This is a genomic window from Selenomonas sp. WCT3, from assembly GCA_900100835.1.
Taxonomy (GTDB): Bacteria; Bacillota; Negativicutes; order Selenomonadales; family Selenomonadaceae; genus Selenomonas_A; species Selenomonas_A ruminantium_E.
In genome coordinates this window covers 197463-212504 of record FNCM01000002.1, presented here as the reverse complement: position 1 = coordinate 212504, position 15042 = coordinate 197463, and the positions used below count along the sequence as shown (strand labels likewise).

At 51.4% G+C, this 15042-nt stretch carries 9 protein-coding genes; 4 read left to right on the top strand and 5 right to left on the bottom strand.

The genetic code is table 11. The annotated features are described in order from the left end of the window. The first annotated feature begins 212 nt into the window (after positions 1–212). Together BLQ36_RS02720 and BLQ36_RS02715 are read left to right on the top strand one after the other, a co-directional pair. The gene (locus BLQ36_RS02720; protein ID WP_074513850.1) at positions 213–1415 is read left to right on the top strand and encodes a hypothetical protein; all 1203 of its coding nucleotides are present in this window, start codon (positions 213–215) and stop codon (positions 1413–1415) included. Between the two features lie 1929 nt (positions 1416–3344). Beyond that, on the top strand, positions 3345–5354 hold the full coding sequence (locus tag BLQ36_RS02715) for a clostripain-related cysteine peptidase (protein WP_143558658.1): 2010 nt from the start codon (positions 3345–3347) through the stop codon (positions 5352–5354). 27 nt (positions 5355–5381) lie between these two features. On the opposite strand, the gene BLQ36_RS02710 is transcribed toward BLQ36_RS02715, so the two are convergent. The 4 genes from BLQ36_RS02710 to BLQ36_RS02700 all read right to left on the bottom strand — a co-directional run bounded on the left by BLQ36_RS02710 (position 5382) and on the right by BLQ36_RS02700 (position 9052). Continuing rightward, positions 5382–5579: a hypothetical protein gene (locus BLQ36_RS02710; protein ID WP_074513848.1), complete on the bottom strand. Its 198-nt coding sequence runs from the start codon at positions 5577–5579 to the stop codon at positions 5382–5384. A gap of 326 nt (positions 5580–5905) precedes the next feature. After that, on the bottom strand, positions 5906–6091 hold the full coding sequence (locus tag BLQ36_RS13295) for a helix-turn-helix domain-containing protein (RefSeq protein ID WP_143558657.1): 186 nt from the start codon (positions 6089–6091) through the stop codon (positions 5906–5908). A 143-nt stretch (positions 6092–6234) separates the two neighbouring features. Beyond that, on the bottom strand, positions 6235–6414 hold the full coding sequence (rpmF, locus tag BLQ36_RS02705) for a 50S ribosomal protein L32 (protein WP_033171569.1): 180 nt from the start codon (positions 6412–6414) through the stop codon (positions 6235–6237). A 160-nt stretch (positions 6415–6574) separates the two neighbouring features. Continuing rightward, a complete protein-coding gene (locus BLQ36_RS02700) occupies positions 6575–9052 on the bottom strand; it encodes a cell division protein FtsA (RefSeq protein ID WP_074513847.1) in 2478 nt (825 codons plus the stop codon). Positions 9053–9181: 129 nt separating this feature from the next. Here BLQ36_RS02700 and BLQ36_RS02695 point away from each other — a divergent pair, with 129 nt between their 5' ends. Then, a complete protein-coding gene (locus BLQ36_RS02695; RefSeq protein ID WP_074513846.1) occupies positions 9182–10435 on the top strand; it encodes a DAK2 domain-containing protein in 1254 nt (417 codons plus the stop codon). A gap of 3 nt (positions 10436–10438) precedes the next feature. Here the strand turns inward: BLQ36_RS02695 and BLQ36_RS02690 are convergent, their stop codons facing one another. Then, positions 10439–11518, bottom strand: coding sequence for a glycosyltransferase family 9 protein (locus tag BLQ36_RS02690; RefSeq protein ID WP_074513845.1), 1080 nt, complete (start codon positions 11516–11518; stop codon positions 10439–10441). A gap of 166 nt (positions 11519–11684) precedes the next feature. On the opposite strand from BLQ36_RS02690, the gene BLQ36_RS02685 reads away from it, so the two are divergent. Further along, complete coding sequence (locus tag BLQ36_RS02685; protein WP_074513844.1) at positions 11685–14999, top strand: DEAD/DEAH box helicase; 3315 nt, start codon at positions 11685–11687, stop codon at positions 14997–14999. Positions 15000–15042 lie beyond the last annotated feature (43 nt).

Sequence of the window (15042 nt, the reverse complement as noted above, 5' to 3'; positions counted from 1 at the left end):
AACCCATATATCAAGCGCGAGACTCGCGCCGGATAACCTTTTTTTCTGTCATTTCCGCAACGGTATTCAGTTCTTTCCAGTTCCATATTATGGAGTTGACCGGTCAAAAGCAAGAGATTTTCCAAAAATTTCGCGAAATCATTTAACATTCGGCCCTATTTCACCGATAATATTATGTGGAATGAATTTATGCAAACAGGGAGGTATCGAAAATGCTTGTAGACAAAACATCCGGCCATAATCCATATTATATCAAACCCTACTCACAACAGCTCAAAGAGGAAGCCGCACCAAAAGACGGAGCGGCGCAGGAAAATGCAGCTTATCAAGTGGATATTTCTGCGGATACGATGCTGATAAATGCGAAAACCTTTAAGAACATTGATGCCAGCCAGCTCCGGGCGCTGACACCGGAAGAAATGCAGGCCAAACGTGAGGAGAAGGAAAGCCAGGAAAGCAGAACTGTCTGGGGAGGGACAGCGCTTGAGGCTTGTGAGTATGACTACGAGCTAAATCATCCCAGCAACGAAGTCCTTATTGATGGCGAAACCTTAATCAGCTGGGCTATCCAAATGCACCAGAATGACAAGGCAGCAGAAAATGCCGGCAATCTCAATCGCCTTTCCGGGAGCCTGGACAAGGCACTAAGCAAATTCCTCAATGTATATGAGAAAATTACCGCAGGAGGTGCATCCTCCTTCCGTGAATATAACCTGACCTTCGCTGCTATGACTTTTGAGGCGGAGACACGCACCAACGACCAAAAAGCCGCGAATCGTATCGAACGCGGTCAATTTACCAATGCGGAATACCAACAGGCCAAGAGTTACGCACAAAACCTGCAGCAAAAGGCAGGTGTATTTGTGTTGGTAAATCTCGGCACTTCCAGCCAGCGCTTTGAGACCAGCATAGACAGCAGCTACAATAATTCGCTCGTCAAAGTAGGCATCAAGGAACTGGGCTTTATGGCCGAACACAAAGAAGCAGAGTCTATCTGGGTAAGCGCGATACAGGGCAAGTATCATAATCAGGGCGAAATCGTGCAGGCGCTCAAAAACAGAGGCCTAAGTGATACCGCCGCAGCTTATACCGAACACCTGCAAAAAGCGGTACGCGGAAAAGTCTACACGATGGACAATGTTCTAAACAATAACTTTACCCGTGAGACAGGCGCTCTTTGGGCCAGCAGTACAGGCTTTAATGGCCGGGAAGTGAGCGATACAAACTATCGGAAACTCCAACAACAGGCAGGCATTGAAAACGGCTCTAATTTGACCTATTCGGTCCGTGAACTAAATCGTGCGCTAAATCAGGCGATTGAAGACAACAACAATCTATACCATGCACCGGGAAGCCGCGCTCCTGTAAGCTGGCGCATATTAGATGACGGAAGTGTCATCCGAACAGATACATAAACACCTAAATACAACACCCAGCAGGGGCTGACCGTCAATTTTGACTGGTCAGCCCCTTGTGTCGGTTGCTGACGTGGATAGCGAAGCTGTCCACCAAAAGCAACGGACACCCGAACCTGTGACGGCTTGTGCCCGGGCAGGTCTGCGGGGCGGAAGGACGAAGTGCTGGAGGGAGGAAGGTTCACACCTATACAGAAATAGCGTGAAGACTTGAACGCCTGCATAGGCGTGAGACTGACGACCGAAAGGCCGCAGGAGTGAAGCCCCGCTGTCCTGCCCCGCCTGACGGGTCAACTACTCATTGACGAGATAAGCGAACCAGTTCCTTTTTATATCGTTCCATCCATAGCAACGGAAAGTGTCTGCTGCGAAGTGGACGGCGAAGCTGTCCACCCGAGCAGATGGACACAAACCGAATACGCATGACCGACAAGCAGGCTGCATATAGCCCGTGAGGTCACTTCACGGCACTGAGGGCAGGGGGTACGGCGGCGCGAGTTATCCTGCTCCTATCTCGCTGGACGCCGTAGTCGTCCCGACCGCAGGGAGGGCTGCCAAGCCCCCTGTCCCCCTATCCCGCAGCACATTATTCCCCTTCTGGCCGAGGAGCTGCCGCACCGCAGGACAGGAAAACGGAGGAAAGAGGGTAGGCCCCGCCCGCCGGGGCCGTAGGGGGAAAGGGGGCGGAGAATGGACGCGGATGCGTCCATGTGCAGAGACGGCCCCCTGCCCTCAGTGCCGCCCGCCTTGTTGCCGATTTTGACCGACAAGGCTGCGGCCTGCGGTGACCGGATTGTAACGAGCGGGAGGTGCGTCTGCACGTCCCGAAACCTGCCCCCCCTGCGCATTGACCTTTGCATAATGTTGACCTTTTTCAAGATTGACTGGTCAATTTGTGCCTGTGTCTGTGGCGACGTGGATAGCGCAGCTATACACCAAAGCCACTGGACACCCGTTGCCTGTTGCTCGTTGTACGCGGGGGCGGTCTGTCCGACGTAGTGACTGAGCGCCGGAGGGAGGAAGGTCGGGACGCGGTGGCACGTCACGGCCTGACCTGACGGAGGGAGAAACGAGGGAACGGAGGCGGACAGTCCGGCTCCGCCTAGCTTTCCAGTGCCGATGATGAGTCAAAGGGCGGGGCGCGGTGTCCCTCTGCGACGTGGACGCTGGCCGTCCGTGGCGGTGGCACGTCGTCATGGGTGCCAGCGTCCACCAAAGCAGGGATGCCGCAGGGCGGGGAAACCTTTTGACCAATAAAAAAACGCATTGCCTTTGACCAGTCAACTCGCTAATATAGACAATAAGGAAAGCCCCTGCATAAACTCCCATCAAAATGAATAAATCCCCATTTGACTTTTTCCTAAAAAAAAAAGCCCTATGCTATCCACATAGAGCTTGTCAGCGTTTTCCAGTATATGATTTTGTTGATTGCGATAAATTAAGTCCACGCCTTTCCTTACTCAACCATTCACAATCTCAAAGATTTGCATCCTCATAATGTTTATTACCCCCACAGCGGGTAATAAGCGGGTTACCATGAAGAAATCCATCAGCTATTAAAAGGAACTAAACGTCACGAATCAACCAGTTTTCTAATCTCCCCCGCCCGCTCCCCAATCCCATCAAGGACTCCGCCACTCCGCACCAGTACACGCCTCGCAGACATGAGGAGAAATCCGTTTTCGCTCTCCTCGGGCAAGACTCGAAATCAAGTGTGGTTAATAGCCACCGTGGGTTCGAATCCCACCCTCTCTGCCATTGAAATCATTGGTCTCGTGAGTTTTCACGAGGCTTTTTTTGTGCGTGTTTTTGGGGGCTTTTCATATTCTCATGACTAGGGAGGAAGGTTCGCCTAAAATGGCGAATAAGGTTATAATCCTAATGAGCCGATTGCTCTCTCTATATGTTTTATGAATAGGTGGGATGAAGATGTACAGACTAACAAGAAATATATTGGGGAAATTTTGTCTGACGATAATGCTTATTTTTGCTGTTTTGGCATGGTGTGGTAAGCTTAACGTTTATTCTCAGGCTGAGGCAGCCAATCAGGCAGGGGATAACTGGCTGATTTATTGGTACATTTGCGGCTCTGATTTGGAATCAAAAAATGGCTTTGCTACCAGTGATTTAATTGAGCTTACGAAAGTAAAGCTTCCGCCAAATGTCCGGGTGTTTATCATTACCGGTGGCACTGCTAATTGGCAAAACGACATGATGAAGCCGGGGGAACTGGGATTATATCTATATGATCGTAACGGCATTAAAGAAATAGGCCGCTATGAAGATGCCGATATGGGGGCCGCCGAAACATTGGAGGCTTTTTTGAATGTGGGTAAGGGGGCCTTTGCTGGCGATAATTTGCGCCAGGCCTTCGTATTTTGGAATCATGGTGGTGGCAGTGTTGGTGGTGTTTGTTTGGATGAGCGTACGGGCAATTCCCTTAGCCTGAATGATATTACCAACGCCTTTACGAAGGTTTATGGCTCTTCGGAGTCAAATCCACCATTTGAAATGATTGGTTTTGATGCCTGTATGATGGCTAGTTATGATACGGCTAATGCCTTGAAGGGCATAACCCGCTATATGACGGCCTCTGAGGAAAGCGAACCGGGGAATGGCTGGGATTATACCAGATGGGTTGGCGCTTTGGCCAATAATCCTTATATGAGCGGTGCTGAATTAGGACGGGTTATCTGCGATAGTTATATGAAAGGCTGCCGAGAGTATGGGACGGCAGATACGGCTACCTTGTCGGTGATTGACATAAGTAAGATTCCGGCTTTGGGAAGGGCTTATGAAAATTATGGGATAGAGGCCTTGAAGCTGGCTTCGAATAACTCGGGGGGATTTTTCGCGGAATTTGGCCGCAGTGCCCAGAAAGCGGAAAATTATGGCGGCAATAACAAGGAACAGGGTTATTCGGATATGGTGGATTTAGGTGATTTGGCCAGCAGGACTACCGGATTATTGCCCCTAACCTCTCGCGGACTGATGAACGCCGTAGATAACGCGGTGGTATATAAAGTGCAGGGAAAGTACCGCAGTCAGGGAAAAGGCATTTCTGGTTTTTACGCTTATGATGGCGACTGGAGGGTGTTGGAAAAATATTTAGAGCAGAAGGCTGTGCCACTGCCGCAGAAATGTTTGTATCATTATATGATTTCGGGGGTGTTTTCACAAGAAGCCAAGGATTTGGTGGGCAAAGGTATTTCGCAAGACATTCCTACCGTTCCCAAGGTACATGAAAACGATGCCCAAGCTCAGAATTTTTTCCCGGTGGATAAGCTGGAGGATAAGTTTGTCGATATTGATTCTAATGGAGATGCCTTTGTTACCTTGAATGACAGGGAAATGGATATACTTTCCAGTGTTCATTGCCAGTTGGTTTATATTTCGGAAAAAGATGATATTCTTCTAATGTTGGGCAGTGATACCAATATTGTGGCTGACTGGGACAAGGGGGTGTTCAAGGATAATTTCTTCGGCAAGTGGCCGATGCTGAATGGGCATCCTGTTTATGTGGAAATCACAGCGGAGGATAATGGCTATAATCTCTATGCGGTGCCGATTAAGCTTAATGGTGAAAGATGCAATTTGGAGGTAGCCTATAACTACGGTGATGAAAAATACCATATTCTCGGTGCCCGTAAAGGGATAGACAACAACGGCATGGGAAGCCGTAATCTGATTCAACTGAAAAAGGATGATCAGATAACCACCGTTCATTATGGTATGATGCTTTCGGGGGATGATAATGAGCCGCAGGAAGTGGATGTAGACACATTTAAAGCAGGGGATAATCCGAGGTTTGCCGATGAGGATGTGGGGGATGGAATGTACGGATATTTCTTTGAATTTGTCACTCCAACTGGTAAAAGTGCCTTATCCAATATGGTAAGCTTTACCATAAAGAATGGAAAAATCACTACTTCCAATTAACTTATCAACCAATAAAAAAGCCAGCCTTCAAATCGGCTGGCTTTTGCTATATTGTCCTTTTGGATGGTAGATATTCATCACGCAATGGGTTTTCATCATTTGCTCTAGGGAGTCTTTTAGTTTTTTATCCCAATGCAGCAAGCAATCTTCCATATCGCTGATTTCTTGTTGTAATCCATTCATGCTGTTGCAGAGGTGGCAAAGTTCGTTGAGAGATTTTTCCATATAACCGTTCTCCTCAAGTAATATCCATGTTGCTCGATAATTGTCGATTATTGATTCTTGCTATTATTATAAACCAATCAGAGTAAAATAGGAATGTAATCTTGTACAATTTTTTGATGATAGCTGTGAATTTTATACATTTATAATTGGAAACAACCAATAGTTGTTAACAAAGTGTGTGCTGGAAAGAACGATGTGAATGGTTTAAAAGACGGTACAACAAAAGGAGCTCATGGACGGATGTGGTCCATGAGCTCCCTTGGTTGTATATCTTCTGCCTTCATCGATGGGCTCTCCACAGCAATTCGGTGAATAGCCTAAGATAATTAGAGATTCAGTGCATTGAGAAGCAGACGGTAGGTGTTCGCGCAAATTGGGCGATAGCCGCATTCGAATTCTAAAAGTGTCGATGGTTTGATGCCGCATTTGAGTGCCAGCTGACGGCAGGTAAGTCCCTGGTCGAGACGGGCTGTGCGGATTCTGGATATGTCACGGAATGAACGGATGATCAAAGAAATGACTCCTTTCTGGATGGTAAATGTCCTATATAAGATAATCGCTATCATTAAACCATAAAATAGCGATGGTGTCAATGACAGCTGTCCAGGCAAAAAAATAACAGGGCAGCCTATAGGCTACCCTGTTATTTATCGCATCATTCTGCTGCTTTAACGACCTCTTTGCCATCATAGTAGCCGCATTCCGAGCATACGTGATGAGGCATTTTCGGTTCGTGGCACTGCGGGCATGCTACGAAGCCCGGTGCTTCAAGCTTCCAGTTAGCGCGGCGCTGGTCGCGGCGTGCTTTGGAAGTTTTACGCTTTGGTACTGCCATGTTGATTTTCACCTCCGGAGTGAATCTTATTCCTTGTTAGTGAAATCCATGCAATGGGTTGATGCTGAATGGATTCATTTCACGTGGTTAATGTGCGTTGACACATGTTACTATGATACCCTTTTTCGGGCTATTATGCAAGTAAAATTTTCGGCAGCCTTCAGTCTTTGCGGATGAAGTCCGCAATGGTGCGGCGCTGCGGCGCAGCCGGTGCCGATGGTGCTGCCGTGGAGGTTCCCGTGAAATTCGATAGCGGCGAGTGGGCCGTGGCCGAAGGAACACTGCTTAGATTGGTGCGGGAAGCGCTGGCGTTGATGCTGGTAAGCGTCTGTACTCCGGAAGGATTGGTGGTTGGTGCCGCTGGCGTTTCGTTGTTTTTGTCCAGCGAGGTCAATTTGACTTCGAGGATATCGCCGTTTTTGACCGGGTCCGTGAAGTCTACCGGCAATCCGTTGACGAGTATCGTAAAGGTCATGCGGCTGGTGGCAGCTGGCGGCTGAAAGTTTACCGCTAACAGTGCGTCGCTGACGGTGGTAGCGGTGCGCTCGGATTTCACATAGGTGATTTCGCAGCCGTCATCAATCAGCGTGCCCGGGCTGGCCTTGCGGCCGTTTACCATGAGCTCGATGCTGGCCGACGGAATCTGATATTCGTTGTTTTCGTAGTAGATGACGATAGAGGTATCGGCATCGTTGACATCGAGAACATCGCCGAGTTTTGGTTCTTCGTCAGCGATGTATTCGATGTGGTCGCCTTCGTGGATGGGCATCGAGATGCTGGCCGGCGCGTCGTTCAAAAGAATTTCTGGCGTGCAGCTGTAGCTGGAATCACTGCCGTTGAGTTTGTAATGGATTTTACGGCCCGTCGGCGGATAGCCAGCGGCCAGTAGGGCTTCGCCGAGGCTTTTGAATTCGCGGCTCTCGATGACGTCGCCATCGGCCAGCAGTTGGTCGGCAGAAGCTTCTTTGCCGTTGATGGTGACATGCTGGCGGATGTGTTTTTCGCGGCCATTGACATAGATGGTATATTCCTGTCCGGCGGTGACCAGGTCGCCAAGGCGAACCGTCGGGGTGGTGCCGTTTTCACCGGGAATGATGGTGATGTGAGCACCGTCATGGATGACGGTATCCAGGTCGGCTTCTTCGTCACCCAGCAGGATTTTGGCGAAGGTGCCAAGGGTGCCCGGGAAGAATTTCTTTTCCGTACCCAGGCTGACCATGAGGCCAAGTCCTGGATGGCCGTTGTATTTGCGCATGTTGATGCCGGCGTTTAAGAGGGCATCGGAGATGGTGAGCTCCCGGAAGTTGAACAGGCTGTATTCCTCGTCGTTGACGTAGACCGAAAGGAAATGCAAGGTGTTCAGGGAGGCGATTTTCAAGATACCCAATGGGGTGACGGCGTCGGGGGAGTGAAGTTCCTCCGGCAGGTCGGTGATGCCATCGACCTTGTCTGGTTTGCGAACCGCGACGCGGTTCTGGGGCATGCCTAGGGCATCGGCTACGAAGGCAGCCAGGTTTGGGGTTAGGGAACCACCGCCCACAAGCATGACGGCCTGGGGGGCGTCGCCGTTGAGTTCGATGATTTGCTTGGAAATCGCAGCGGCCAGGTTTTCGATGTTGGGCAATACCGGGTCGATGATTTCTTTTGCGGTGAGATTGTATTCCATGCCGAGGATATCGGTGAAGGAAACGTCTTCGCCGTTGGAGGCGCGGCGTTTGATGTCTTCCGCCACATTGAAGTCCAGCAGGAAGCGTTGGCTGATGGCTTCCGTGACCTCATCGCCGGCCAGTGGCACCATGCCATAGGCGATGACGGAGCCGTTTTTGGTGATGGCCACGTCGGAGGTGCCGGCGCCAATATCGACCAGCACTAGGTTCAGATGGCGCATGGTGGGCGGAATCAATACGTTGATAGCGGCAATCGGCTCCAGGGTCAGGGCGCGCATCTCCAGATTCGTGGCATGGAGTGCTGACTGCATGGAGTCGATAACCTGACGGGGCAGGAAGGTGGCGATGACGACGGCTTTGGCTTTTTTGCCGCGCTGGCCCACGAGGGATTTGAGCTGGATGTCATCCAAAACATAGCGAATGGTACTGTAACCTACGCAGTAGTAACGAGTGGGGTCGTCCACCGTATGGGAGTCCGTCAGGGCTGCCTGGGCGGCCTGTACGCCGGCAAAATCCAGATTGCGCTGCTGCTCTGGCGTGATGAGTCCGTTGACCTCCATTTCGGCCTCGGCGGTCATGGTGTAGAGGGCACGGCCAGCCGCAGCGACGGCGGCATTCTTGATGGGGCCGGTTTTTGCTTCCAGAGACGCTTTGACTTTCTCGATGATGGCGGCAACCTGCGGCACATCGTGAATCTGACCGTCCAGCATGGCACGGGTCTTGTGCTCAAGCCGGTCGGTGGCGATGATGTGAAGCTGGTCGTCGGTTTCATCGTGTTCGGCTACGATGCCGATGACACTGCGGGTACCAATATCGAGGGAGAAGATGCGCTCTCCTTTGGCTTTTTTGGCCGCAGGTTCTTTGGTGGTTTTTGCTGCTTTGGCGGTCTTGCTGCGCGCAGCCGTTTTCTTGGCCGGTGCCGTTGTTTTGGCGGCAGTTTTTGCTTTTGCCGGCTCTTTTATTGTAGGCATAAAAAAACTCCTTGTTATTTCAGAATTTAAAAGGTTATTTTACTTATTTCGCGAAGTATATAAAGGAATCCTGTTTTTAGCAGAAAATTTACGGGACATACAAACTAAAAAGAAGCGGGTGTGATTGTTATGACAGGAAATAAAGAAGTAATAACGGGTAGTGATTTCAAGCGCATGGTAAGTGGCGCTTATAGTGAGTTCCTGCTTGAGTATGAGACCATAAATGAGATGAAGGGAGCCGGGCACCGGCCAGGTACCCATGTGCTCCGGACCATGGGGGCTGCGGTGATGCCCCTGCGGGATGTGAAGGATGACAGCATTGGCGGCTTGGCACGGCGGGTAGCATCCGGGGCGATTTTCGGCGCCCGCGGGAATGCCGGAGTGGTATTGGCCCAGATGTTCCGCGGCCTGGGGAAGGGCTTGTCGGGCAAGTACAATGCAACCTCCTCCGAGTTTGGCAAGGCTTTTCAGTACGGAATCCTCTATGCCCAGCGCGTGATTCCTGGGGGGGAGGAAAGGCCGATTATCACCTTGGCCAAGGCTGTGGCCAAAGGCGCTTATCATGCGGTTCGCGACAACAAACCGATTTCGGAGATTTTGGAAGCGGCCATCGGAACCGGCGAAAAGGAACTGGAAAAAATCGGCAGTGAAGACGCTGGCGCCCGCATCATGTTTACGTTCCTTAAAGGCTGCCTCAAGGGGCTGGATGGCAATTTCGTTTCCCCAGCGGTCAGCTTGTCCCTGGGGCTTGAGGCGCAGCAGCCTGGTATGCCGGATCCGCGCAATGATGTAGTTCGTCCCTACTGCGTGCGCTTTACCGTGGGAAATCCGAAAGTGGATATTCAGGCCTTTAAAGAACAGCTCAATGAGTATTCGAGTTTTGTGTTGGTTCAGTCGAAGGGAAGAGGCCTTGCTGTTCATTTGCATACGGATCATCCCGGCAAGGTTATCGAGCAGTCAGTGGGCTGGGGTTCCATCAAAGATGTTCGCGTAACCAATATGAGTGAAGCCCACGAACTTCCTCCCCATGGGGCGTTGATTCCCGTGGCGATGCTGGCGGTGGCCGAAAATAAAGTCCAGGCCAGGGAGATGCAGGAATCCGGTATTAACATCATCGTAAGCGGCAGTGAAGAGGACGGCCCCTCGGTGGCGGAGCTGGTAAGCGCTGCTCACAGTGATTTTGCCGATGCCTATATCATGATTTCTTGGAGCCGTGATTTCTGGCTGGTGTTCCAGCAGGCAAAACGGCTGGTGGGGAGCCGGGTAGAGCTGGTTCTCTGCGAGGATAAAAATCAGCAGGCTCGGGCTATCAAGGCCTTTGCTCCGTCCAAAACGGCCGAGGAAAACGCGAAGGCAATGACGCGGCAAGCGGAAAAAGAATAATCGCTATTTCAGCAAGTTCATCAGTTCCTTGGTGACGACACTGGGTTCAATAGCGTTCATGCAGGCATTGGTTTTATGCCTGCATTTTGTTTTGCAGCAGGCCGTACAGCTGTGGGGGCTTAAGATAAAGTGATGACCTGCAGTGAGGGGGCCGTAAATATTAGGATGAGTTGGCCCCCAGAGGGAAAGGGTGGTAAGTCCGACGGCTTCGGCAATGTAGAGGGGGCCAGTGTCGCCAGTGAGCAGCAAGTCGGCTTCGGCAAACAGGGCTGAAAGCTCATGAAGATTGGTTTTTCCCGCGATGGAAAGACTGGGACGGCCTAATACCGTTTGGGCTTCCTGGATATAGGGAATATCCCCGGGGGCACCGGTAAAGACAATTTGTACCGCCGGGGGAAGCTGGCGCAGGGCCAGGCCGAAATTTTGGGCGGGCCAGTTTTTGTCCGGCCAAGTGGTACGGGTGTTGACTAGCAAAAGGGGCCGGTTGGGATTGCCGATTTCGATATCATGGGCTTGCCAGAATTCCTTGGCCCAGGTTCGTTGGCTGTCGGTAAGGGGGAGAATAAGCCCCGGCTGGAAATCGGCAGGGGTTATTCCCAGGGGGGAAAGGGCAGTCATATAGCGGCGAATCTTATGGGGGTCATCGATGTCCGGGGCCATTTCACTCATAAAGAGGAAGTTGCCCTCGTGGCGTTCGTGGATGCCAATGCGGCGGGGCGCGCCGCTGAGCCGGGTCAGAATACCGCTGAGAAAGAGTCCTTGGATATCCAAGGCAATATCGAACTCGTGAGCATCCAGCAAGGCTTTGGCGTCTTTTAGACAGCGCAGCACGGTGCCGAATTTCTTTTGGGCAAAGGCCCTGTCGATGATACGGCGGTCCCAAATCAGGAGCTCGTCAATATCGGGATTGTTCTGTAACAGACTGTCAGCTGGTGGACTTACAAGCCAGGTGAGATGACAGTTTGGATAGATGCGTTTTAGATTGTGGACGACAGCAGTAGCATGCAGCACGTCGCCAATGGCACTGAGGCGGACGATGAGGATGCGGGTGCCGTCTGCTGGTTCTGTATTTTTTTTCTGCATAAAATTCCCTTTTTTAGTTGGTTTTTCAGCCGGACCATAGTAGAATGAAAAGATGGGCTATGGCCCATTTTACGATTGAAATGATAGCTTTATCTTAGCATAGTAAACCTGAGGGATTCAAGCATTCCCATGGTTTTTTAACGTAGGAGAAAAGGAGTGGCAGGACTTGCTGAAAGATATGATGATTCGCACGGTAGCAAGTGATGTTGCCTATAGCCGTGGGGTGCGGTATTTTAACCAAGGCCGGGTGAAGAGCCTCGAACAGGTTCGCCCTCATCATTACCGGGGACAGGTGGAAGGTTCGATTTCCTATGAAGTGGAAGTTCAGTTGTCCAAGGATGAGAGCGGCATCGAACAATACCATTGTGAATGCCCCGCAGCCAGACAGTATCTCGGTGCCTGCAAGCATGTGGTGGCGGTGCTGAAAGCGATTCAGGATGACCAGGTGGAAGATGAAGAGGAACTGTCTTCCAAGCAGGCGATTTTTCAACATCTCAAGGAATCCTACGATGTACGCAGTAAAGAGGAACGGGGCGGTTCTGTCAGCAGCCGCCGGATGTTCCGCTTCTTTGCCGACGCGGACCGGGTGGATGAAGCTGGGTATCGAAGTGCCAGCCAGACGGCGTATTTGGTTCCCCGCCTGTTTGTGGAAGACCTTTATGGCAGCACCCATTGTTGGCTGGAATTTCGCTTTGGCATCGACCGGCTTTACATCATTCGCGATGTACTGACCTTCTTGCGGGAGATGGAAAAGGGCAGCAATTGGCCTTTAGGGCGCAATGCCGAAGTGGCGCTTTCGGATATCCGTTGGGCAGATCCCGTTTCGGAAAAGCTGTATCAGATGCTCGTTGATGCCCATCGGCTGGAGCAGGATGTGCTGGTACATAGCCCAAATCGGAGCTACTACTATTCCGGTTTTCACAGTTATATTTTTGAACAGAAACAGTTCAAATTGTCGCCGGATAATCTCGGACGTTTTTTGGCGATTATGGGGGATACCCCTTTTGAAATGCGCATAAACGGCGCGGAAATCGGTGACGTCCGGGGAAGCCAGTCGGAGCCGCCAGTTGCCGTGAGCATTCGTGACAAGAGCGGCCGGGGCGTGGTGAGCCTCGAGACGGAGGATTTGATGCCGCTGGATGAAGACTGCCGATATCTGTATCAAAACCAGCATGTTTATGCGGTGCCGGCCAAGTTTGCCCGGGCGGTGAAGCCCCTTTGGCAGTCCTTCCGGACCACTTCCCGGATTGAGGTGCCGCGTTCAGAAATGGGGCGTTTTTTTAGTGAGGTGCTGCCACGGCTGGAAAAAGCGGCAGAGGTCGAGGTGGACCCGAAATTTTTGGAACAGTACATGCTCCAGCCGCTGACGGCAGAGCTCTTTTTGGACTATGCCGGTGATGGGGTGGCCGTCCGGCCCATGCTCTGCTATGGTGATGCCAGGTTTAACCCCCTGGTGACGGCGGAACCTCCCCTGCGGGATGGCCGCCGTTTGGTGCGGGATGCCCGCGGTGAACAGGAAATTATGACCAGGTTGGCAAATTGTGGCTTTATACAGGAACGGGATCAGCTGGTCCAGCGGGATGAAGAAAAGAGTTACGAGTTCCTGACAGAAGAACTGCCAATGCTGCCGGACTGGGTGGATGTATTCTACGAAGACAGTTTCGTGAAGCGGCCGGTTCGCCCGATGCCAAAGGTATCGGCTGGGGTAAGTGTCAACGATATGGATCTGCTGGAAGTCACCTTCAATATGAAGGATTTGGATTTTTCCGAGCTTATGGATATTTTGGATTCCTATCGGGCGAAGCGCCGGTATCATCGGTTGAAGGATAAGACCTTTGTTACGCTCGAAGAACAGCAGATGCAGGCTATTGCGGACTTTGTCGAAAATGTCGGCATTACCCGGGCCAATGCGACGGATGGGGCCACGGTGGAGTTGCCTCTTTCCCATGCCATGTATCTGGATGAGCTGGTGCGGGAAGATGAGAATCTGCGGCTCGAGCGCAGCCGCGAGTTCCGCAAGATTGTGCGGGATATCCGCCGCCCAGAGGAAGCTGAGTACGATGTGCCCGCAAGTCTTAAGGGAGTACTGCGGGATTATCAGGTGACGGGGTTCAACTGGTTATCTACCCTGGCGGATTATCATCTGGGAGGAATCTTGGCTGACGATATGGGCCTTGGCAAGACTTTGCAGGTCATTGCGTTTCTGCTTTCGAAAAAAGCCGAGCAGCAGCTGCCGTCCCTAGTGGTGGCGCCGACTTCTCTCATGTACAATTGGCTCGATGAAATCCAGCGGTTTGCTCCGGAGTTGAAGGCGGAAGCTGTTGCTGGTAATAAGGAGCAGCGCGAAAAAATCCTGTCGGATGCCGCTGCTGGCTATGATGTGCTGGTCACCACCTATAACATGTTGAAGCGGGACATCAAGCTCTATGAGAAAATCAAGTTCCGGTATACCTTCCTCGATGAGGCGCAGCATATCAAGAACCCGACGACCCAGAATGCTCGGGCGGTCAAGAAGATAAAGACCGGGGGCTATTTCGCGCTGACGGGAACGCCTATTGAGAACACCTTGACAGAGCTTTGGTCGATTTTTGATTTCCTGATGCCGGGCTATTTGCTTACCCATAAGAAATTCAAGGACCGGTATGAGACGCCTATTGTCCGCGAACAGGATGAGCGGTCACTTCATGACCTCAAGCGCCATGTCATGCCCTTTATCTTGCGCCGCATGAAAAAAGATGTCTTGAAGGAACTGCCGGATAAAGTGGAACGCAAGATGGTCAATGAGATGACGCCGAAGCAGGAGAAGGTCTATCAGGCCTGGTTTATCCGCAGTCAGCGGGAGTTCGCGGCAGAGCTGCGGCAGAATGGCTTCGGGGATAACCGGATTAAGATTCTGGCAATCCTGACGAGACTGCGTCAGATTGCCTGTGACCCGTCCATGTTCCTGGATGGCTACGAAGGTGGTTCGGGCAAGCTGGATATGCTGGAAGAGGTCGTAGGGGAAGCGGTGGAAGGTGGCCATCGGATTTTGGTGTTTTCCCAGTTCACGACGATGCTAGAACATATCGGCCAGCGTTTAAAGGCGTTGGGGATTCCCTATTATTACCTGGATGGTTCTACGCCAGCCTTAGAGCGCATTCGCCTGGTGAAGCTATTCAATGAGGGAAATATGCCCGTGTTCTTGATTTCCCTCAAGGCGGGGGGGACCGGGCTGAATCTCACTGGGGCCGATATGGTCATCCACTTTGACCCCTGGTGGAATCCGGCGGTGGAGGATCAGGCGACAGACCGGGCGTACCGCTTAGGACAGAAGAACAACGTTCAGGTTTTGAAGTTTATCACCAAAGGCACCGTGGAGGAGAAAATCTACGAGCTGCAGGAAAAGAAAAAATCCCTTATCGATCAGATGATACAGCCAGGGGAGAATTTCCTGTCCAAGCTCAGCGAAGAAGAAATCAAGGATTTGTTTGCTCACCGCTGATGGGAGATGGCATAAAAAACAGGCATCGCAAAAGCAGATGCCT

Coding starts and splice junctions, on each gene's coding strand:
- BLQ36_RS02720 (WP_074513850.1), top strand. CDS start 213: ATGCTTGTAGACAAAACATCCGGCCATAATCCATATTATATCAAACCC.
- BLQ36_RS02715 (WP_143558658.1), top strand. CDS start 3,345: ATGTACAGACTAACAAGAAATATATTGGGGAAATTTTGTCTGACGATA.
- BLQ36_RS02710 (WP_074513848.1), bottom strand. CDS start 5,579: ATGGAAAAATCTCTCAACGAACTTTGCCACCTCTGCAACAGCATGAAT.
- rpmF (WP_033171569.1), bottom strand. CDS start 6,414: ATGGCAGTACCAAAGCGTAAAACTTCCAAAGCACGCCGCGACCAGCGC.
- BLQ36_RS02700 (WP_074513847.1), bottom strand. CDS start 9,052: ATGCCTACAATAAAAGAGCCGGCAAAAGCAAAAACTGCCGCCAAAACA.
- BLQ36_RS02695 (WP_074513846.1), top strand. CDS start 9,182: ATGACAGGAAATAAAGAAGTAATAACGGGTAGTGATTTCAAGCGCATG.
- BLQ36_RS02690 (WP_074513845.1), bottom strand. CDS start 11,518: ATGCAGAAAAAAAATACAGAACCAGCAGACGGCACCCGCATCCTCATC.